Source organism: Brevundimonas sp. (assembly GCF_029946145.1).
GTDB lineage: Bacteria > Pseudomonadota > Alphaproteobacteria > Caulobacterales > Caulobacteraceae > Brevundimonas.
Genome location: NZ_JAQSDY010000012.1, coordinates 160,024 through 180,197, shown reverse-complemented (window position 1 = coordinate 180,197; position 20,174 = coordinate 160,024). Strand labels below are relative to the sequence as shown.

General features: G+C 68.2%; 22 protein-coding genes. 8 read left to right on the top strand and 14 right to left on the bottom strand.

Features of this window, described 5'->3' with window-relative positions; genetic code table 11:
- Positions 1-217 precede the first annotated feature (217 nt).
- Genes PSV23_RS05145 through PSV23_RS05130 form a run of 4 tightly spaced genes read right to left on the bottom strand, consistent with a single transcriptional unit; the run spans position 218 to position 5,230 of the window.
- Positions 218-601, bottom strand: coding sequence for a DUF302 domain-containing protein (locus PSV23_RS05145; RefSeq protein WP_300466533.1), 384 nt, complete (start codon positions 599-601; stop codon positions 218-220).
- Positions 598-942 (bottom strand): metalloregulator ArsR/SmtB family transcription factor, encoded by a 345-nt coding sequence (locus tag PSV23_RS05140; RefSeq protein WP_300466531.1) that lies wholly within the window; start codon positions 940-942, stop codon positions 598-600. The genes PSV23_RS05145 and PSV23_RS05140 overlap by 4 nt, the downstream gene beginning before the upstream one ends.
- Positions 939-4,181, bottom strand: coding sequence for an efflux RND transporter permease subunit (locus tag PSV23_RS05135; protein WP_300466529.1), 3,243 nt, complete (start codon positions 4,179-4,181; stop codon positions 939-941). Before PSV23_RS05135 ends, PSV23_RS05140 begins: the two co-directional genes overlap by 4 nt.
- On the bottom strand, positions 4,178-5,230 hold the full coding sequence (locus PSV23_RS05130) for an efflux RND transporter periplasmic adaptor subunit (protein WP_300466527.1): 1,053 nt from the start codon (positions 5,228-5,230) through the stop codon (positions 4,178-4,180). Before PSV23_RS05130 ends, PSV23_RS05135 begins: the two co-directional genes overlap by 4 nt.
- Before the next feature lie 169 nt (positions 5,231-5,399).
- Between PSV23_RS05130 and PSV23_RS05125 the strand changes: the two genes are divergently transcribed.
- Positions 5,400-6,710, top strand: a complete 1,311-nt coding sequence (locus tag PSV23_RS05125; protein ID WP_300466525.1) for an NAD(P)/FAD-dependent oxidoreductase — start codon at positions 5,400-5,402, stop codon at positions 6,708-6,710.
- 2 nt (positions 6,711-6,712) lie between these two features.
- Entirely contained in the window at positions 6,713-6,919 is a 207-nt protein-coding gene (locus PSV23_RS05120; protein ID WP_300466523.1) for a DUF2892 domain-containing protein, read from the top strand.
- Between the two features lie 199 nt (positions 6,920-7,118).
- Here the strand turns inward: PSV23_RS05120 and PSV23_RS05115 are convergent, their stop codons facing one another.
- From PSV23_RS05115 to PSV23_RS05085, 7 genes are all read right to left on the bottom strand, one after another.
- The gene (locus tag PSV23_RS05115) at positions 7,119-8,336 is read right to left on the bottom strand and encodes an ABC transporter permease (protein WP_300466521.1); all 1,218 of its coding nucleotides are present in this window, start codon (positions 8,334-8,336) and stop codon (positions 7,119-7,121) included.
- Positions 8,333-9,019, bottom strand: coding sequence for an ABC transporter ATP-binding protein (locus tag PSV23_RS05110; RefSeq protein WP_300466519.1), 687 nt, complete (start codon positions 9,017-9,019; stop codon positions 8,333-8,335). The genes PSV23_RS05115 and PSV23_RS05110 overlap by 4 nt, the downstream gene beginning before the upstream one ends.
- Positions 9,016-10,236, bottom strand: a complete 1,221-nt coding sequence (locus PSV23_RS05105; RefSeq protein WP_300466517.1) for an efflux RND transporter periplasmic adaptor subunit — start codon at positions 10,234-10,236, stop codon at positions 9,016-9,018. Before PSV23_RS05105 ends, PSV23_RS05110 begins: the two co-directional genes overlap by 4 nt.
- Positions 10,237-10,239: 3 nt before the next feature.
- Entirely contained in the window at positions 10,240-10,953 is a 714-nt protein-coding gene (locus PSV23_RS05100) for a hypothetical protein (protein WP_300466515.1), read from the bottom strand.
- A 59-nt stretch (positions 10,954-11,012) separates the two neighbouring features.
- On the bottom strand, positions 11,013-11,198 hold the full coding sequence (locus PSV23_RS05095) for a hypothetical protein (protein ID WP_300466513.1): 186 nt from the start codon (positions 11,196-11,198) through the stop codon (positions 11,013-11,015).
- Positions 11,199-11,580: 382 nt separating this feature from the next.
- Positions 11,581-12,165 (bottom strand): NAD(P)H-dependent oxidoreductase, encoded by a 585-nt coding sequence (locus PSV23_RS05090; protein WP_300466511.1) that lies wholly within the window; start codon positions 12,163-12,165, stop codon positions 11,581-11,583.
- 162 nt (positions 12,166-12,327) lie between these two features.
- Positions 12,328-13,158 (bottom strand): universal stress protein, encoded by an 831-nt coding sequence (locus PSV23_RS05085; RefSeq protein WP_300466509.1) that lies wholly within the window; start codon positions 13,156-13,158, stop codon positions 12,328-12,330.
- 110 nt (positions 13,159-13,268) lie between these two features.
- Here PSV23_RS05085 and PSV23_RS05080 point away from each other — a divergent pair, with 110 nt between their 5' ends.
- The 5 genes from PSV23_RS05080 to PSV23_RS05060 all read left to right on the top strand — a co-directional run bounded on the left by PSV23_RS05080 (position 13,269) and on the right by PSV23_RS05060 (position 17,500).
- On the top strand, positions 13,269-13,646 hold the full coding sequence (locus tag PSV23_RS05080; protein ID WP_300466507.1) for a cytochrome c: 378 nt from the start codon (positions 13,269-13,271) through the stop codon (positions 13,644-13,646).
- Positions 13,643-14,152 (top strand): pyridoxamine 5'-phosphate oxidase family protein, encoded by a 510-nt coding sequence (locus tag PSV23_RS05075; protein ID WP_300466504.1) that lies wholly within the window; start codon positions 13,643-13,645, stop codon positions 14,150-14,152. The genes PSV23_RS05080 and PSV23_RS05075 overlap by 4 nt, the downstream gene beginning before the upstream one ends.
- Before the next feature lie 70 nt (positions 14,153-14,222).
- Positions 14,223-15,083 carry a universal stress protein gene (locus tag PSV23_RS05070; protein ID WP_300466502.1) on the top strand — a complete coding sequence of 287 codons (861 nt, stop codon included), beginning with the start codon at positions 14,223-14,225 and terminating at the stop codon, positions 15,081-15,083.
- Positions 15,084-15,107: 24 nt separating this feature from the next.
- Positions 15,108-16,694, top strand: coding sequence for an MBL fold metallo-hydrolase (locus PSV23_RS05065; protein WP_300466500.1), 1,587 nt, complete (start codon positions 15,108-15,110; stop codon positions 16,692-16,694).
- Entirely contained in the window at positions 16,694-17,500 is an 807-nt protein-coding gene (locus PSV23_RS05060) for a TIGR00730 family Rossman fold protein (protein ID WP_300466498.1), read from the top strand. Before PSV23_RS05065 ends, PSV23_RS05060 begins: the two co-directional genes overlap by 1 nt.
- A 44-nt stretch (positions 17,501-17,544) precedes the next feature.
- On the opposite strand, the gene PSV23_RS05055 is transcribed toward PSV23_RS05060, so the two are convergent.
- Complete coding sequence (locus PSV23_RS05055; RefSeq protein WP_300466496.1) at positions 17,545-18,168, bottom strand: sensor histidine kinase; 624 nt, start codon at positions 18,166-18,168, stop codon at positions 17,545-17,547.
- 94 nt (positions 18,169-18,262) lie between these two features.
- Between PSV23_RS05055 and PSV23_RS05050 the strand changes: the two genes are divergently transcribed.
- Positions 18,263-18,883 (top strand): NAD(P)H-dependent oxidoreductase, encoded by a 621-nt coding sequence (locus PSV23_RS05050; protein ID WP_300466494.1) that lies wholly within the window; start codon positions 18,263-18,265, stop codon positions 18,881-18,883.
- Positions 18,884-18,887: 4 nt separating this feature from the next.
- On the opposite strand, the gene PSV23_RS05045 is transcribed toward PSV23_RS05050, so the two are convergent.
- Complete coding sequence (locus PSV23_RS05045; RefSeq protein ID WP_300466492.1) at positions 18,888-19,655, bottom strand: glucose 1-dehydrogenase; 768 nt, start codon at positions 19,653-19,655, stop codon at positions 18,888-18,890.
- Positions 19,656-19,722: 67 nt separating this feature from the next.
- Complete coding sequence (locus PSV23_RS05040) at positions 19,723-20,100, bottom strand: response regulator (protein ID WP_300466490.1); 378 nt, start codon at positions 20,098-20,100, stop codon at positions 19,723-19,725.
- Positions 20,101-20,174: the final 74 nt, after the last annotated feature.

Below are 20,174 nucleotides of genomic sequence, written 5' to 3'. Positions count from 1 at the left end.
CGCGGGCCCGGAAGCAGAGCCCGGACGATGCCGATGCCCCGGTTCCGGCTCCGGTTCCGGACGCCCGTCCCGGGCCGGGCCCTTGCCCCCCGGGCGGCGTTGATTGCTTGATCCGCAAGGGCATGGGCGGCGGTGATCCAGGTCAGCCAGTCCACACGGTGGCAGACAGCAGACCCAGGCCCGTGATCTGGATCAAGACGGGCCGAAACCGCTGGCTTCAGATTTCGTCGACGGCCGCTCGCAGATGCTCACCCACGGTTCGCGCGTGGCCCAGGAGGTCAGGATTGTCGATGGCGCTCATCGATGCGGACGGATCGACGGCGAAGACCTCAACGCCCCCTTCGGCCTGCTGGACCACGACATTGCAGGGCAGCATGACACCGACGTGCGGCTCCAGCTTCAGAGCCTCATGGGCCATGACCGGATTGCAGGCGCCGAGAATGCGGTAGGGGCGGAAATCCTGCCCGATCTTGGTCTTGAGCGTGGCCTGAACGTCGATCTCGGTGAGGACGCCGAAGCCGTGCTTCTGAAGCGCCGCCCGGGTCCGCTCGACGATCGCATCGAAGTCGCCCTCGATGGTGCGGGCGTGGAAATAGGTCATGAAGTCCGTTCCTTCGGTTTGTCGCGGTAGATGTCGCAAAGCAGGGCGATGACCCGGGCGGCGGCCGGGTCGGCGATGCCGTAGTAGATGGTCTGCGCCTCGCGCCGCGGAGCGATGACGCCGGCGTCGCGCAGACGGGCGAGGTGCTGCGAACAGGCCGATTGCGACAGGCCGACGAAGGTCGCCAGGTCGCCGACGGCGCAGTCGCCCTCGCTGAGCCGGCACATCAGCATCAACCGCTGCTCGTTGGCGAACAGCCGCATCAGCCGGGCCGCCGGGGCGGCGTTGGCCTCAAGCTCGGCCAGGGTGGCCGCGTTCGGCGTGGGCAAGGCGTCGGTCATGGCGTCTCATGCGCGGGCTCGGGCGCGGGCTCGGGCGAGGCCAGGGGCCGGCCATCGTCCTTCAACGCAATATAGATGGCCGGGATCACCAGCACCGTCAGAATCGTCGAGGAGATCAGGCCGAACAGCAGGGAGATCGCCAGACCCTGGAAGATCGGGTCGAACAGGATCACCGCCGCGCCGATCATGGCCGCCAGGGCGGTCAGCAGGATCGGCTTGAAGCGGATGGCCCCGGCCTCCAGCAATACCTCGCGCAAGGGCCGCCCCGGCGTTCGGGCGTGGCGGATGAAATCGACCAGCAGGATCGAGTTTCGCACGATGATCCCCGCCAGGGCGATGAAACCGATCATCGAGGTGGCGGTGAAGGGCGCGCCGAACAGCATGTGCCCGATGACGATGCCGATCAGGGTCAGGGGGATGGGCGTCAGGATCACCAGCGGGATGCGGAAATCCTTGAACTGGGCGACGACCAGAACATAGATTCCCAGCAGGGCCACGCCGAAGGCGGCGCCCATGTCGCGGAAGGTCACCCAGGTGATCTCCCATTCGCCGTCCCACAGGACGGTGGGCCGGGCCTCGTCGTCCGGCTGCCCGTTGAGGCGAACCTCGGGCCGCGGCAGCCCCTTCCAGTCGTGCGCCTTGATGGCCGCGTCGATGGCCATGATGCCGTAGATCGGAGCTTCGAACTGACCCGCCAGTTCGGCTGTGACCATCTCGGCGGCGCGGCCGTCGCGGCGGTAGACCGGCCAGCCGCCCAGCTCGCGCCGCGCTTCGACGACCTCGCCAAGTTCGACCAGACGACGGCCTCCGTCGAGGGTGGTGACGGCGACAGGCATGACGGCCATTTGTTCGGTCCAGGCGCGGGCCGACTGGGGCAGGCGGACCGCGATCTCCACCGGGGTCCGCTCGTTGTCGCGCGCGGCGTAGCCCAGGATCTGGCCGCCCATGACGGCCGCGATGGAGTCATGCACCTCGCGCTCGGACAGGCCGAAGCGCTCGATCTTCTCGCGATCAGGGATCAGGCGCAGGACCGGGCGGCGAACGCCGTAGCTGTTGTCCACGTCGACCACCGACGACTGGGCCCGGAACAGGGTCTCCAGCTCGGCGGCCACGGCGCGGCGGGTGGCGGCGTCGGGGCCGTAGACCTCGGCCAGCAGGGTCGCCAGCACCGGGGGTCCCGGCGGGGCCTCGACCACCTTGATCGACGTACCGGCCGGCAGCGGCAGGTCAGCCAGGCGCCGGCGCAGGTCGAGGGCGATCGCGTGGCTGCTACGATCGCGCTCGCCCTTGGGAGCCAGCATGACGGCCAGGTCGCCCTGTTCGGCGCCGGCGCGCAGGAAGTAGTGACGCACCAGGCCGTTGAAGTTGAACGGGGTGGCGGTCCCGGCGTAGCTCTCCAGCGACTCCACCTCCGGCAAGGTCTGGGCCACGGCCGCGGCCCCGGCCAGGGTGCGTTCGGTGGCCTCCAGGCTGGTCCCCTCGGGCATGTCCAGCACGACCTGCAACTCGGACTTGTTGTCGAACGGCAGCAATTTCACCGGCACCGCGCGGAAGCCGAACATCGACATGGCCAGCAGGGTGGCGACGCCGACGACGATCAGGAAGGTCCAGGCGCTGCGGCGCGAACGGATCACCGGCGTGGCCACCTTGCGATAGAGACGGCCCAGCATCCCCTCGCCGTGCTGGTGACCGTGCCCCCCGGCCAGGGTCTTGCGGGCCAGGCGGATCATCAGCCAGGGCGCGATGACCACGGCGACGAAGAAGGAGAAGACCATGGCCGCAGAGGCGTTGACCGGGATCGGGGCCATATAGGGACCCATCAGGCCCGAGACGAACAGCATGGGCAGCAGGGCGGCGACCACGGTCAGGGTGGCGACCACGGTGGGGTTGCCGACCTCGGCCACGGCCTCGACGGTGGCCTGGGCGCGGCTGCGATCGTCGTTCATGGCCCAGTGGCGGGCGATGTTCTCGATCATCACGATGGCGTCGTCGACGAGGATGCCGATCGAGAAGATCAGGGCGAACAGGCTGACCCGATTGATGGTGTAGCCCATCAGATTGGAGGCGAAGAGGGTCAGCAGGATGGTCGTGGGGATGACCACCGCCGTCACGCCCGCCTCGCGCCAGCCGATGGCGAAGCCGATCAGGATGACGATGGAAATCGTCGCGAGACCCAGGTGCATCAGCAGCTCGTTGGCCTTCTCGTTGGCCGTCTCGCCGTAGTCACGGGTGACCACGACCTCCAGGCCGTCCGGGATCAGCGTGCCCTTCAGCGCCTCGACCCGCTGCATCACCCCGTGGGAGACGACCACGGCGTTGGCGCCCTGTCGCTTGGCCACGGCCAGGCTGACGGCCGGAGTCCGGCTCCAGTTCTCGCCGACGCGGGCATAGTGGGCGGCCCGGGCCTGGTCCTCGCGCGGCGCCTGCACGATGGTCGCCACGTCGCGCAGGTAGACGGGCTCGCCGGCCATCGAACTGACGGTCAGCAGGGCCGCATCGTCGGGCGTGGCCAGTCGTTCGCCGGAGCGAAGGGTCAGGGCCCGGCCCTGTTCACGTATGGACCCGGCGGGGAAGCTGCGGTTGGCCTGGGCCACGGTCTCGAGAATGGAGGTCAGCGCCACACCGCGCGCGGCCATGCGGGTCGGATCGGGCTCGACGCGAATCTCGGACGGGCGGCCGCCGACAATGAAGGTCAGGCCGACGTCCTCGACCTTGCCGATCTCGGTCCTGAGCCGGGCGGCGACCTCGTACAACGCCTGGTCGCTCCAGCGCCCGGCCGCGTCGGCGCGCGGCGTCAGGGTCAGGACCACAGCCGGGACGTCGTTGATGCCCCGGGTGACGATCTGCGGCTCGGACACGCCCGTGGGGATCGAGCCGTAGTTGGCGCGCACCTTCTCGTGAACCCGGACCGCGGCGTCGTCGGGGTCTGAGCCGACCACGAAGCGGGCGGTGACCATGACCTGGTCGTCCTGCACCTGGGTGTAGACATGCTCGACGCCGTCGATGCTGCGTACGATGGCTTCCAGCGGCTTGGCCGCCAGTTCGGTGGCGTCGGAGGCGCTCAGTCCCGGGGCCGCGACCATGATGTCGACCATCGGCACGCTGATCTGCGGCTCCTCCTCGCGCGGGATCGACAGCACGGCCATCAGGCCGACGGCGATCGCCGCCAGCAGCATCAGGGGAGTCAGGGGTGAGTTGAGCGTGGCGCGCGTCAGGCGCCCGGAAAGGCCAAGGTTCATCGTGCGCGCTCCGACGCGGCGACACGTGTCGGGGCAAGGACGACATCGCCCACGGTCAGGCCCGACAGAACTTCCACGCGGTCGCCGGCGACGGGGCCGCCCAGCTGGACCGGGGCCTCACTGACACGGCCGGCGCGGTCGACGGTGCGGACGAAATCGATGCCGTACCGGGTGGCGACGAAGCGGCGCGGCAGGACGAGCGCGCGCCGCTGGCCGACAGGAACCTGGACGATGACGCGCTGTCCGACCCGGTCGCTGGCCAGGCCATCAACGGCTATGTCGGCGGTGGTCCGCCCGGCCGTGGTGGCCGGATAGACCTGGGCGATCGCGCCGCCGGTCACCCCGGGCAGGTCCTCGGACGAAACGACGATGCTTTGACCGACCCGCAGGTTGCGGCCCTGGGCCTCGGGCAGTTCCAGCCGCAGGACCAGCGGTCCGGCGGTGATGGTGGCGACGGATTGTCCGGCGTTGACCACCGAGCCGGCGGGCACGTCGGCGGCGAGCACCCGACCTGAAGTCGGAGCGAGGATCCGGCCCTGGGCGCCGGTCTCGGCGCTGGCCGAACGCACGGCGCGCGCCGCCCGGACCTGGGCGTTGGCGGCCTGCGAGGCCGCGAGGGCCTGGTCAAGCCGGGCCTGGGCGTAGATGCCACGATCGAACAGGGTCTGGATCCGTGACAGATCGGCCCGGGCGCGAGCAGCCTCGGCCTCGGCCGCCGCGACCTGGGCGCCGAACGCCGCCGTCTCGAGGCCGACCCGGTTGTCCGTGACCACGCCGATGACCTGGCCCTCGCGCACCGTGTCGCCTTCGCGCACGTTCAACGCTGTGAGCGTGCCCGGAATGCGCGCCCGCGCCTCGCCGAGATCGCGCGAGGCGACCACGGCCGAGGCCGGCTTGATCGCATCGATCAGCGCTTCCGTCACGGCCATGCGCTCGCCCCGCGCGGGGGCGGTGGCCACGACCTCGGGTTCCCCACCGCAGGCCGACAGGCCGCCAGCCAGCAGGGCGGTGGCGGCGAGAGCGGCTAACAGAGCCGTGGGCTTCGTCATCGGGGCGTCCTTATGTAAGCTTGCTCTAATATTAGATATCTCTTATATGATTGCAAGCCTGAGGACTATGCTCCCGGCGTCGCTCGCGGACCTTGATACGGATCAAGGCGCGGCGGTCCGGGCGGCGCAGGATCAGGTATCGAAGACTGCCTCTGGAAGGAAATCGCGCATGAACCGGCCCACTATCGTCATCATCGGCGCAGGTCTGGGCGGCGCCATCGCCGCCTACGAAATCCGTGACGCCCTCGGCGACCGCGCGCGGGTTGTCATGGTGTCGAAGGGCGACACCTTTCACTTCACCCCCTCCAACCCGTGGGTGGCGGTTCACTGGCGCAAGCGCGAGGCCATCGAGGTCAGCCTGCCGGAGGTGATGAAACGCAAGGGGGTCGAGTTCATCAATGTCGGCGCCAGCCGCATCCGGCCCGCTGAAAAGGGCATCGACCTGGCCGACGGCCGGGCCCTGCACTACGATTATCTGGTCATCGCCACCGGTCCTGACCTGGCCTTCGACGAGATTCCGGGTCTCGGGCCGGACGGCCATACGGTATCGATTTGCCATGTCGACCATGCCGTCCACGCGGCCGAGGCCTTTGACGCGTTCGTGACGAATCCGGGCCCGATCGTGGTCGGGGCCGTCCAGGGCGCATCCTGCTTCGGCCCCGCCTACGAGTTCGCCATGATCCTCGACACCGAACTGCGGCGCCGCAAGCTGCGCGACAGGGTGCCGATGACCTTCGTCACCTCGGAACCCTACATCGGCCACCTCGGCCTCGACGGGGTCGGGGACACCAAGGGGCTGCTGGAAAGCGAGATGCGCCAGCGGCACATCAAATGGGTCACCAACGCCAAGGTGAAAAGCGTCGACGCCGGCATGATGCATGTCGAGGAGATCGGCGAGGACGGGACGGTCAAAGCGACCCACGACCTGCCCTTCGCCTATTCGATGATGCTGCCGGCGTTCCGGGGCGTGGAGGCGGTGCGGGGCATTGAGGGGTTGACCAATCCGCGCGGCTTCATCCTCGTCGACAAACACCAGCGCAATCCGGCCTGGCCCGAGATCTTCGCCCTGGGGGTCTGCATCGCCATCCCGCCGACCGGACCGACGCCCGTTCCCGTGGGCGTTCCCAAGACCGGCTTCATGATCGAGAGCATGGTCACGGCCATCGCGGCCAATCTGAAGCAGATCATCAGCGGCCAGGCGCCGACCAATGAGGCCAGCTGGAACGCCATCTGCCTGGCCGATTTCGGCGACGGCGGCGTGGCCTTCATGGCCCAGCCGCAGATCCCGCCGCGCAACATCAACTGGTCGGCCAGCGGCCGCTGGGTGCACGCGGCCAAGGTCGCCTTCGAGGGCTACTTCCTGCACAAGGTCCGCAAGGGTCAGGCCGAGCCGCTCTATGAGAAGCTGGCCCTCGACCTGATCGGCGCCCACAAGCTGCGCCGCCCTGCCCCCCCATCCACACCCTCGAAGGAGCCCTGAGCATGAGCCTCGATCGCACAGTCATGATGTTCGCCGGCCTGATGGTCCTGGTGAGCGTCGCACTCGCCCACTGGGTCCATCCGGGGTGGGCGTGGCTTACCGTATTCGTCGGAGCCAACCTGATGCAGGCGTCAATCACAGGCTTCTGCCCGGCCGCGATGCTTTTCCGCCGGCTGGGCGTGCGGCCGGGGGTCGCATTCCGGCAATAGTACCCGGACGCGGGCTCCGGGCTCCGGGCTCCGGGCTCAAATGTTGGAGGGAGGGTTTTCCGAATCGCTGAAGCGGTCGGGACCGCATCTCCTCGCCATAGCCCCTGGCCTTACGCAACGGGTCCTCGTGTTCGGGACTACGCGATCGGGACGGTAGCCGTTCGGTAGCCATTGCCCACCGATGCATGGGTGCACCGCATCAGGCCTTGGCGGCGAGGGAGGGCGGAACGGCGGCCGAGCGGGCGGCGACCGCCAGGCCGATGGCCAGGCCGGCGAGGCAGCCGGCGAGGACGGCGGCAAGACCGATCGGCCAGCCGAGGCGCACAGGCCACTCCCAAAGCCGGGCGGCGACCGCGGCCCCGAGAGCGCCGACGACAAAGCCCGCGACGGAGGCGCCCGAGGCGATCACGGCATGTTCGGTAGCAACCTGGGTCAGGATGTCCCGGGCAGTGGCCCCCATGGACATCCTCAGGGCGATCTCGCGACGGCGGGCAGCCGTCGCGGCGAGGGCGATGCCGCCATAGCCGGTCAGGCTGGCGACGAGAGCGGCTCCGGTGATGGTCCAGAGCAGCCGTGACAATGCGTCCCGCTGACGCGCCTGGTCAACGAGTTCGGCTCCCGGGTCATCATAAGAGTATGGGCTCTCCCGGGACATCGGGACACCGGCGACCCTTCGCAGGTCCCGGTCGATCAGATAGCGGGCCTCCGCCATGTCCGACCCCTTGCGCAGGAAAAAGCTCAGCCAGGTGGCCTCCCTTGGCCCGGCTCCGTCCTCGCCCGGCCCGCGAGCATCGAAGTAGCGTCGCGCCGCGAAGAAGGGGGCGATGACCGCGTCGTTGAAACGGCCGGCGGGTCGGCTGTCCGCATAGTCGAGCACGCCGACCACGCGGCAGCGCGGCCCGCCCAGGGACAGCTCCGAGTCCAGCGCAGGCCGACCCATGCGCTGCAGGTCGGCGGCCAAGGTCGCGCCGACCAGGCAGTGGCGCGTGAGCCCGCCCAGTTCGGTCTCCGTGAGCCATCGCCCTTCCGCGAGGACGGCGTCCAGCTCGCGACGGTAGTCGCCCAGCGCTCCATAGACGCGTACGATGCGGGTCTCGCCAGCTCCTCGTAAAGGTGCGGAGACCTCGACCCAGGCGGCGGATCCTTCCGCGTTCGGGATAAGGCCGTTGAGGCGGGTCCGGTCGTCGAGCGAGGGCCCGCCGCGCCGGGACGGGACGACGCCGTTGGCCCGGACAACGATCGTGTTGGCGTACTCGCCGAAGGCGAGTCGTCGCAGACGTTCGGAAAAGCCGCCAAGGATCGAGGCTGAGAACACGACGCAGCCGACCGCGGTCGCGAGGGAAAGGCCAAGGGCGAAGCTGCGAAGCGGCTGGGCGCGGATCGCCCAGAGCGCCGAGCGAAGCGCCAGGGCGCTCATGCAGACCGCTCGGTAGACACGATCCGGCCCCGTCGCATCTCGATCCGGAGGCCGGCCCCCGCAAGGACGACGGGATCGTGGCTGGCGCAGACGACGAGGGCCCCGGCGCGCGCCCTTTGCATCAGGAATTCGACGACCGTCCCGCTGTTGGCCTCGTCGAGGGAGGCCGTCGGCTCGTCGCAGATGACGATCCGGGGCTCCGACGCCAATACCCGGGCCAGGGCCACCCTTTGCCGCTCGCCCCCGGAAAGCAGGTCGACCGACGTGCCCGCCCGGTCGCCAAGGCCGACCCGGGCAAGAGCCCGGGTCGCGCTGACGAGGGCCTCGGCACGGGGGACGCCCCTGTAATCGAGCGGAAGGACAACGTTGTCCAACGCGGACATCCGGGCGATCAGACCGGCGTCCTGGAACAGGAAGCCGACGTGCTCACGGCGCAGGACGGCGAGGGCCGCCGACGGCAGGGCTTCCACCGCGGCGCCGTCGAGGCTGAGGCAACCCGTCGAAGCGCGATCAAGCAGGCCGAGGAGGTTGAGCAGAGTGGACTTGCCGCAGCCGGAGGGACCCGCGATCACGACAAAGAGGCCCGCTGGCAGCCGCAGATCGACGGCGTCGAGCGCCAGGACCGGGCCGCCCTGGCCATCGAAACGGCGGGACAGGCCGGCCGCCTCGAGGAGGACCGTCACGCCGGCTGCACCGAAGGCCCGCCGACCTTGCCGGTAATCACGACGTCGCCCTCCCTGAGACCTTCGATGATCTCCACGAAGTCATCCGTCTCCGCCCCGATCCGGACCTCCCGACGAGCCGGCCGGCTTTTCTCGAGGACGAATACGACCCTGCGACCTTCCTGGATCATCCGACGAAACTCGCGCCCGCGGGCGCCGACCCTGACCGCCTGCATGTCACCGTGGTATTCGCGCTTCAACTGTTCGAGGACATCCGGCGCGACCGGCGACACGTAATCGTCAGGCATGAAATAGGTCGCCCGCGCCGGAATTCTCAGGGTATTCCGCGCGTCCGCGCGGATGATCTGGACGGAGGCGCTCATTCCGGGCTTCAACACCTCCGCCCGGTTGTTCACGGTCGCCAACCCCCGGTAAGAGACGAAGCGCCCCTCACGTATGGGCGCGGCGCCGATGCTGACCAGTGTGGCGTCCTCCTGCACCCCCGGATAGGCGTCTACCGAGAAGCGTACGCGGCTGTTCGCGGTCACCCGAGGCAGGTCGGCCTCCGACACCATGATCTCCAGCGTCAGCGCGCGGATGTCCTGGCCCGTCTGAAAAAGGGGGCGCTCGTCGTCCGGCGAGACCTGCTGGCCGACGCGGACCGCCGCGAGGGTCACGACGCCGTCGAGCGGCGCGATGATATCGGAGTCCTGGCCTTCCGCGGAGGTCAGCCTCAGGCGCGCCCGCGCGGCCTGGCCCTCCGAGGACACGCGTTCGATCGAGGCCCGGGCTCGCTCCACCTCAGCCTCCCCGTTGCGGACGGCGGCGGCGCTGACGAAGTCCCGAGCATGCAGGGTACGGCTTCGATTCAGCTTTTCCTCGGCTCCGCGAAGCGCGATCCGGGCTTCCCGCAGGCTCGCCTCCGCGGCCTGGACATTGGCCGCGGCCTCGTCCCGCGCCGCCACGCGCGTCGGCGAGATCAGCCTGGCCAGGACCTGGCCGGCCCGCACCACCTGGCCTTCCTCGACCAGAACTTCGCCAACGACCCCCGCGCGGGGGGCGCGGATTTCGGCGCCGCCGCTCGCGACCAGGGTTCCGGTCGCCGGCACAATGTCCCGGACGTCGCCAATCCCGGCGATGGCGGTGGCGTATTCGGAAGCCGGGTCGGCTCGCGAGCAGGCGACGGCGCCCGCGACGACCAAAGCCGTCAGGAGCACGGCGAGCGAACGGCGGGGCAAGTGCTACTCCGTGCGGGGTATCAGCACGAGAGTACCCGAGGATGTGCGCTCCGCAATAGGCCAACCCCGCGCATGGGAGACGACATACTCGTTGTCGAGCGTCTCCGAGAGCTCGTCCGGGTTCAGCGTGGTCGAATAGGGCATTACCAGCCGGTAGACGACCACGGGCTCGCCCGCGGCGCCGGTGATCGCCGCCGCAGAGACGCCGCATTCGATCAGGGTGACCTTCGCCTGGCCCTGAAGCGTCGAGCGGCCACGGGAGTAGGCGGCGGGGATGGTAACGGTTTGACCCGGCTCCAGCGCGGTCATGGCGTCGTTGGCGCCCTCATAGCGCACCGAGGCGCCCAGAATCTGCGTCGGGAGGATCACCAGCCGGACGCCGCGGGCTTCCGCCGGAAAAGCGCCCTGCCCCGTCATCTCCAGCATCTCGTCGTAATCGACCACATCGCCGGACACTGCCTTGACGGTTTGGCGGCGAAGCGCCGATCGGTCGAGGCCGCCGGCGTCAGTCAGCATGCGGTAGTCGAAGACCTCTCCAGGCGACGGCCGCCCGGAAGGTCCGGCCGGACAATCGGCTTGCCGGTACAGCGGTATGGTCGCACCTGGGGCCGGGCCGACCGGAGCCGCCGCCTTGGCCGCCGGTTCGGCGGCGGAGAGCCCCGGCTCCTCGGCCCGGCCACAGGCGACAGCCGCGATCCCCATAAGGCCTATGCTCATCAGATTCGCGATCCGTCGCGCCATGGTCGGGCTTCCTTTCACAGTGGGTCAGGCAGCGATCAGCAGCCGCAGCACTGCGCGATGCAGCGGATGCGGTCGGTCGCGTTGGAGTACTGTTGGGCGCAGGGTGTGTAGCACTGGCCCGGCGTCGGGTTGGCGCCGAGTTCTTCCTGGTCTTGAGCGAACGACACCCCGCCCACCGTCACAAGGGCGGCGAAGGCGATTCCGGCGACTAACTTACGCATAGTTCCCTCCAAAGAAGTTGTTGCTGCGAAAAGGCTCGCAACCATGACGGAGCACGATACAACCCAGAGAGTCAATCGCTGGAGTTGTGTATCACAGCTTATGGTTTTCTTTGGCCGATCTCCGTTCGCCGGTTCGTGTCCGCTCCGGGGGGAGTGCTGTCGGCTCCGCCTTGGCGCCCGAAACCAGCGCTATGCTTGCCACGGGCCTCGACAAACTTGACCTTGCGCCTTGCGCCCGATGGCGCGCGCTCCCCCGGCCACCGGTGCGGCCCGGCCGGCCAGGCGGCGAACGGACGGTTGATCCGGATCAAAAGCGGGACAAGGACGATCCGGCGGTTCTGGTTCTCCACCAGGGAGATACCGAGGCCCGAAGCCGCCATGCCTAGTCGGCGCGGGCGCCCATCGTTCGAAGCTGCGCCAGATAGCGTTTGCGGCTCGCGTCGGACCGGGTCTCGACCCCGCCAATGATCGTGTCCCGGATCGGGCCGATGCCGACCAGGGCGAGGACGTTGCGCTTCAGGCTGCGCAGCGAGTGGGCGAGATAGAATATCCGGTAGGCGGCCGCCGGCATTCCCATGGTGACAACGATGCGCGCGGAGCGGCCCTTCAGCTTGCCGCCGCCGGGGGAGACCGTCTTGCCGCCGAAGGCGAAGGCAGGGCGGAAGGCCTGCTCGAGCAGCGCCTTCAGTCGCGCAGGCATGTCGCCCAGCCAAAGCGGATAGATGATGACGACGTGCTCCGCCCAGTCCAGCTGATCCTGAAGGGCGAGGATCGCGGCCGGCGTCGGGCCATCCTCCCAGTCGCTCCTGGATCGCAGAACAGGAAAATCCAGATCCGAAAGGTTCGTCCGGTGGACCACGTGCCCGACCCCGACCGCGCCCTGCGCATAGCTGGCGGCGAGGGCGTGGCAATAGCGCGCCGGATCCGGATCGGGATGTCCGTCAAGGATAAGGATGCGGCGGCTCATGTTCACAGGGTCGTCACGCGTTCGACGCGACAGGTACGGACGCCCCCGTCGCCGGCGATGTTGGAGCCATGCTCCCCCGGCGCGAAACGCTCGTTCCAGGACGGAAGCCGGTCGCGCCCCCGGCGCGGATATGGCTGGCCTCGGTGGTCACTCTGGCCTCCTTCAATGAGCCAGGACCAGACAGATGGTGCTGTCGGCGATCAGATCGCGGGTCACCCCCCCGAGGGCCCATTCACGCAGGCGGGCATGTCCGTATGCGCCAGCGACGATCAGGCCGGATTCACGCGCCATGGCCTCATCAAGGATCTGGCGACCGGGCGACTGGTCGCCGGCAAGGGCGATGACGGGCTCAGCCTGGATTTCGTGGCGCGCGAGGTAGCGGACCACCTCGCCGATTTCGCCGTCCGCCTTCTCGTTCTCCTCGGGAGTGCAGACGCTGTAGAGCGTCACGCTTGAGGCGCGCTGCAGAAGAGGGATCGCGCCGGCGAGGGCGTGTCGAGCCTCGCGACAGTCCTTCCATGCGACGAGAGCCGGATTGCCGACAGGCGAACGCATTCGCGTCGGCGGGGTCACCAGCACCGGGCGACCGCATCCCATCAGCACGTCCCCGACATCCGGGGCATGGTCCGGCGCGCGGCGGTTGCGCCCGCCGAGGATCACCAGGTCCGCCGCCCGGGCGGCCCGCGAACAGAACTCCGCCGGATAGCCGATGCCGCCGCGCCATTCGGTTTCGAGCGCCCGGTCGGCCGTGATCTCCGCAAAGCGAAGCCGCGCCCGTTCAACGTCCGCTTCGGCCATGTCGCGATACAGGGCCAACAGCTCTCCGACCATCGCTCCACCCGCCAGCGGATCGTACAGGGGCGGGGCGATCGACCCGACCGACATCCCGACAAGCAGGGCGTCGAAGGCGATGGCGAGATCGCAGGCCAGTTCGAGGCGGCTGTCGCTCTCCTCTCCGTCTTCGACGGCGACGAGCATGCTGGCGTAGGTCATTGGCGATCTCCTTGACGACAGGAGGCCCCAGGAAAGCATCGCCCGCCTTGATCCGGATCAAGATCGCCAGCAGCGAGGACTGACACCATCGGCCAACCTTGGAGCAGGTCATGTCAACCACCGCCCGCGCTATCGCCATCGCCTTCGCCCTCGTCGCCGGCGGGTCATCCTGTGCCCGAACCCCGGTCGCCCCTCAGGCCAGGGCGGAGACGTCAGTCAGCGTCGCCGCAGAGGCGATCGAGCGCGGCAGACTGCTGACCTCGACCACCTGCGCGGGTTGTCACGCGACCGGCGCGTCGGGAGACAGCCCCTTGCCGGCCGCGACGCCGCTGCGAGAGATCGCTCATCGCTATCCTCTGGATCAGCTGGAGGAAGCCTTCGCCGGAGGCCTGGTGACCACCCATCCCGCGATGCCCGGGTACAATTTCCGGGCCAGCGAGATCGACGACCTGATCGCCTATTTCGAAACCCTGAAGGCGGACCAATGACCGATCCGGCTCCCCCCCCCATCCATGAACGGGCCGTCGAGGCCATCGCCGGTCTGCTCAGCCGCGAGCGGCTGATGAGTGTCGCGCTCAACAACCCCGACGGCTGGCCCCAGGTAACGACCGTCGGCTATCTCAACGAGGGCCTGAATCTCTATTTCATCGTCGCGCGTTCGAGCCGGAAGGTCGCCAACGCCGGACGCGATCCCCGGGCCGGCGTCGCCATTCGTTCGGAAAGCAACTCGCACGGCGACGCCGTCGGCGTCTCCATGTCCGGCCGGGTCAGGGAGGTCCTTGATCCTTCGACGATCGAACGGCTCAACCGCCAGGTCATCGCGCGCTATCCGGACGTGCACGTCTACTGCCCCGGCGGGGACGCGGTGGCTGTCCTGCATTTCACACCGGAGATCGTGTCCTGTGTCGGGGTCATCGACGGGCGCAGCGAGACGCAGACCTTCTCGATCGCGGACCACCCGGCGTCCGGGGGCGGAGAGTCCCGACTGTTCTGAAGGCCCTTGATGTCGATCAAGGGCAGGCCGCGATGCGCGGCGCAGTCTCCTTTCGGAAGGAGATTGCGACATGAGCCTGAAACACATGATAGCCATCGCGACGGGCGGGGACGGCGACAGCCGGGCTCTCGGCCTGTCGAGCAGTCTCGCCAGCCAGCACGACGGTGTGGTGGAGGTCCTGCCGATCTACCCGGACAGCGCAGCCGACATGGTCGCCCTCGGCACGAGCCTGGGCGCCACCCTGTCCGAGGAGGCGATTGAGGAGCTGGTCGCCGCGGAGCGCGAACTTCAAGGCAGGATCGAGGAAACGGCGCGGGCCGCCGCCAGCGAGGCCGACGTCGTGTTCGGTTCCGGCGAGGGGGCGCCGCGGATGTCGGTCCTGGGCCGGAGCCTGAGGCCGACGCTCGCCGTCAGCCGCCACGCGCCGCTGGCCGATCTCATCATCTTCAGCCAGGGGCATCTGGATCACGGTCTGGGGCGCGACATGTTCGGCCATTGCCTTCTCGGCGCCCGCGCGCCGGTCCTGGTCGCGCGTCATGACGCGGATTCGCTCTCGGGGGCGGCGGCGATCGCCTGGGACGGCAGTCCGCAGGCTGGACGGGCGGTCAAGGCCGCCCTGCCCCTGCTGGCGATGGCCAGCGAGATTTACATCATGCAGTGCGTGACCGGCCTCGATCGGGACGCGACCGCTCCCGAGATCGACCCGCTGAACGCCTATCTCAAGCTCCACGGCGTCGGCGAAGGCGAGGCCGTCATGGTCGAGGGAGAGGACGAGGGCGCGGCCCTGATCGGGGCGGCGAGAGCGAAGACGGCGACCTTGCTGGTCGCGGGGGCCTGGGGTCACTCCCGTCTCCGGGAAGCCGTTTTCGGCGGCGCCACCCGCGCCTTCCTGGGCTGCAAATCCGGGCCCAACCTGTTGCTGGCTCACTAAGGTGGCCGTCGTTCGAACCGCCCCATGACCGTGAATCTGACCTTCCACGGCGCCGCCGAGTGCGTCACCGGCTCATGCATGCTTCTCGATACCGGCAGCAGCCGTGTGCTGGTCGATTGCGGCATGTTCCAGGGCCCCAAAACGCTCAAGGCCCTGAACTACGAGCCGTTTCCGTTCGATGTCGGCAGGATCGACGCCGTGTTGCTGACCCATGCGCACATTGATCACTCCGGTCTGCTGCCGAAACTGGTCCGGGCGGGATTCCGGGGGCCGATCTTCGCCACGCGCGGAACCCGCGACCTCTGCGAAGTCATGCTGGCCGATTCGGCCGGCATCCAGGAAAGCGAGGTTCGCCACCTCAATCGCCGGAACGAACAGCGCGGTCTGAAACGGGTGGAACCGATCTACACGACCTCTGACGTGGAGCCGACCCTTCGCCTTTTCGAGACCGTGAAGTTCAACGCGCCGCATGACGTGGCCGAGAACGTCGAGGCGCGATGGTGGCCCGCCGGCCATCTGCTGGGCGCGGCCTCGATCGAGGTGCGTATCGGCCGGGGCGAGGATCCGCTGACCCTTGTTTTCTCGGGCGATGTGGGCTCCGGACGCCAGCCGTTCCTGCCCAGCCCGGCAGGGCCGGTCGATGTCGATCACATCATCCTGGAGAGCACCTATGGCGATCGCGAGCGCATCGACCTGGAACTCTCCGCGCGGCGCCGGGCGCTGGCCGGGGAACTCCGCGCCGCCAAGGCCGCGGGGGGCCCCCTTCTCATGCCGACCTTCGCCATCGGCCGGGCCCAGGAACTGATCCTGGACTTGCTGGCCGTTATGCAGGACGAGCCGGACCTGGCGGCGGAGATCTTCCTGGACTCGCCCCTGGCCATCGAAGCGACGGAGGTGTTTCTTCGTCGCGGCTGGAACGCGGACTCCGGCGAGAATCCGTTCGAGCCGCTGCGTCATGCGGCCAGCCTCCATCACCTCCTGCGGCCACAGGAGAGTGATCGGCTGGAGCGGCTGAGCGGCTGGCATGTGATCCTGGCCGGCAGCGGCATGTGCGACGCAGGCCGTATCCGACGTCATCTGAAGCGCCGGCTGTGGCGCAAGGAGGTCACGGTTCTGATCACCGGCTTCCAGGCCGCCGGCACGCTCGGACGATTGCTGGTCGAAGGCAGGACCGCGGTGCGGATCCAGGGCGAGGACATTCGGGTCGGCGCCCGCATCCGGAACCTGGACAACTACTCCGGTCACGCGGATGCGACCGAACTGGTCGACTGGCTGAAGGCGAGGGGCGCCGTCGCGGGCAACGTGATTCTCGACCACGGCGAACCCGCGGCCGTCGCCACCCTCGCCGCCCGCCTGTCCGGGCTGGGCTATCGATCGATCACTGCGGGCCTCGACCAGACCTACGCCTTGACCCGGGACAAGGCAGAGCCTGTCGGGCAGGCGCGCGCCAGGATCGCGCCGGGACAGGCGACCCGGCCGGACTGGCACAACGATCGCGCCGCCTTCCTCGCCGATCTGAACACCACCCTGCAGCAACTGCCTGGCGACGCCGAGCGACAGGCCCTGATCCGGAGTCTCGAGGCGGCGCTTACGCCACCGAAGGGCGGCTGATGAGCGATCCCGCGCCGAATGCGCCGCAGCGCGACTCGGGAGCCTATCGCCTCCCGGCCGCGGATCGCGACTTCCTTCTGGGTGACTCGATGCGAGGGGTCCGCTTCCTGCTCGAGTTCACCAAGGCCGATGAAGTCCTGAGGGCCTGGAACATTCGCTCAACCATCGTGGTGTTCGGCAGCGCCAGGGTCGCGGAGGACGGGCCGCCGGATCACGCCCGCTGGTATGCGGAAGCCCGGCGTTTCGCCGCGCTTGCCTCCCGCGAGGGCGGGGCGCTGGATCAGGACGGGGCGCCGCGCGAGAATGTCATTGCGACTGGAGGCGGCCCCGGGACCATGGCGGCGGCGAACCGCGGCGCGTTCGACGCGGGCGCGCCCTCCATCGGCTTTAATATCAGCCTGCCGCTGGAACAGGAGCCCAACGCCTGGTCGACACCGGAACTCACCTTCCGCTTCCACTACTTCGCCATGCGGAAGATGCATCTCGCCATGCGGGCGAACGCACTGGTGGCCTTTCCGGGAGGCTTCGGCACCCTGGACGAACTGTTCGAGATTCTGACCCTGCGCCAGACCGGAAAGATGCGCACCGTCCCGGTTATCCTGGTGGACAAGCCATTCTGGACCGATCTGATCCGGTTCGACTTGCTGGTTGCCCACGGACTGGTGTCCGAAAGCGATCTCGACCTCATCCAGTTCGCCAGCGATGGCGAGGACGCATGGCGGCGGCTCGCCGGGAGTCTCGTGGCTCCGCGGCCCGATTCCCGTCGGAATGCTCCCGGTAGGGCGTCCGTCGCCGCTGAATCCTGAGACGCTTCGCCGAAACCCGCCTACCAGTGACAGCAGGCAGGGATTCAGACGCAGGACGAATCCCACCAGGCATCCCGACATGTCAGCTCGAACCGCGTTCCTCCGGCGCTTGAGGAATGCTTCAGGTCCGCGCCGAGCTGGCCCGCAAGACGCGACACCAGCGACAGACCAAATCCCGCCTTCATCTCACCGTCCGGGGTCCCGGCGCCGTCATCGCGGACCGTCAGAACTGCGCCGCCGTCGGCAGCACGCAGGCTGACCTCGACCCGTCCGGCGCGCCGGGCGAGTCCATGCTCGAGTGCGTTGCCCAGGAGTTCGGCTGTGATCAGCGCGAGCGCGGAGGCTGTTTTCGACCGGGCGCAGAAAGGTTGAATGTCGACGCGGACCGTCGCGTCACGTTGCACGGCGTCCAACTCCGTGACGTCACGGCACACATCGGTCAGCAGGTCGTCCAGCCTGACGACATCGCCGTCCGCTTCCTGCAACCGCTGGTGCAGCCGCATCACCGTCCGAACGCGGCGCCCCGCCTCGTGGAGCGCGGTCGCCGCCTCAGGCGGCGCGGATCGACTCTCGAGGTTCAGGAGACTGGCCACCGACTGCAGGCTGTTGCCGATCTGGTGATGCAAGGCCCGCACTGCGTCCCGGCCCTCTTGAGACATGTCAGGCATGGGTATCTCCTTCAGCTCCGAAACTAGGTTCCGCCGGCCTCCTGTCCTTGAGCCAGATCAACCCGCCCGGCGGCGGAAGGATGATACTGAGCTTATGGATACCTCAGCCCCCCGCATCGCCGTCATCGTCGCCCATCCGCGCAAGCGAAGCTTCACGCTGGCGATGGCCACGGCCTTCGCCGACACCGCGCGCGCCGCCGGTTGCGAGGTGGACGTACGCGATCTCTATCGCCTTCGGTTCGATCCCCGGCTCCGGGCCGAAGAGATGCCTGATCACTTGGGAGCCACGGTGAAGCCCGACGTGGCCCGGGAACGCGCCGCCATTGTGGGGGCGGACATCTTCGCCTTCTTCTACCCCCTCTGGTTCAACGCCACGCCGGCCATGATGAAGGGCTATGTCGATCGCGTCTTCGGAATGGATTTCGGCTATTCAGCCATCCGTGAGGGCGGCAACCAGCCCCTGCTTGGCGGTCGCAAGATGATCACCTTCACCTCGTCGGGCGCGCCGCAGGACTGGGTCGAAACCACCGGAGCCTGGTCGGCGATGCAGAAGCATTTCGATGCGCATTTCGCCGCCATGACCGGCATGGAGATCATCGGCCACCACAATTTCGGCGGCGTGGGTCACGGGATGCGGAAAGATGCGGTGGAGCGCTGTCGGGCCGAGGTTCAGGCCCGTGCCCAACGCATCGCGGGGGTTTATCGTCGGGAGTGAAGTTTTATCTCGCCGTATAGCCGCCGTCGATGACGAGCTCGGACCCTGTAACGAATCCGGCTTCGTCGGACGCCAGATAGACGGCTCCCCAGGCGATATCGTCGGGCACGCCCATATGACCGAGCGGATGAAGGTCGCCCACGGCCTTGCGGCCTTCCTCGACATCACCCTGACTGGCCAGATGCGCTTCGACCATGGGCGTCCAGATGAAGCCCGGATGGATCGAGTTCACCCGGATGCGGTCGCTCGCATAGAGCAGGGCGTCCGTCTTGGTCATCAGCCGGACCGCCCCCTTGGACGCATGATATGGCGGCACGTCGGGCGCGCCGACGAGACCGTAGATGGACGACAGATTGATGATCGAGCCGCCGCCGGCGGCCTTGAGATGGGGAATGGCGTGTTTGGTGCAGAAAAACACGCCCTTGACGTTGATTGACTGGACCCAGTCCCACTCAGCCTCGGTCACCTCGTGTGTGGGCTTGCTGACCCCCGCGACACCGGCGTTGTTGACGAGGACGTCCAGCTTTCCAAAGCGTTCGGCGACCGCGTCGAGGGTCGCTCGCACCTCGGACTCGCTCGCGACGTTGCAGCGCCAGTAGGCGGCCGACAGACCTCGCTGGGTCAATTCCGTCGCCAGTGCGGCGCCTTCCTCGTCACGTACGTCGAGTATGGCCACGGCGGCTCCCTCTTCCGCCATGCGAAGGGCGGTCGCCCGGCCAAGACCGACAGCGCCGCCGGTGATGACGGCGATCTTTGAGGCCAGTCTGTTCATCGGTCTGCTCCCGCACGATTGATAGGGTGCGTCTGAACCCGTCGGGCCGCCTCCGCCTTGACCGGAATCAACCGCCGGCAAGAAGATTTTTGATCTGCTCGAAGAGGCTTTCATCCAGCAGCGGCTTTTCCACGATGGGTGCGCCGACCGCGGCCGCCTGGCGTCGCAGCGCAGCCGAAGGATCGGTCGTCATCAACAGCGCGGGGGCGTCTATTCCAGCCGCCCGGATCTGCTGGAGAAGACGGATCCCCGAAATGTCGGGCAGGTTCTGGTCGAGCACCAGACAGGAGATGGACTCTTCCAGCCGGATCATCGCCTGGGCCGCGGTGGCGCAACCGAGCACGTCATAACCCCGGGTCCCCGCCATGAAGGCGAGAGAGCGCAGGACTTCCGCGTCGTCATCGACGATCAGCAGGACCGGACGGACGATCGAAGAGGGTGACATACTGGCGGCGACCCGGAACGCTGGTTCGCCCAGCTAACCAAGTTTGGCGTTCCCGCGCGGTCCCGCCTTGATTC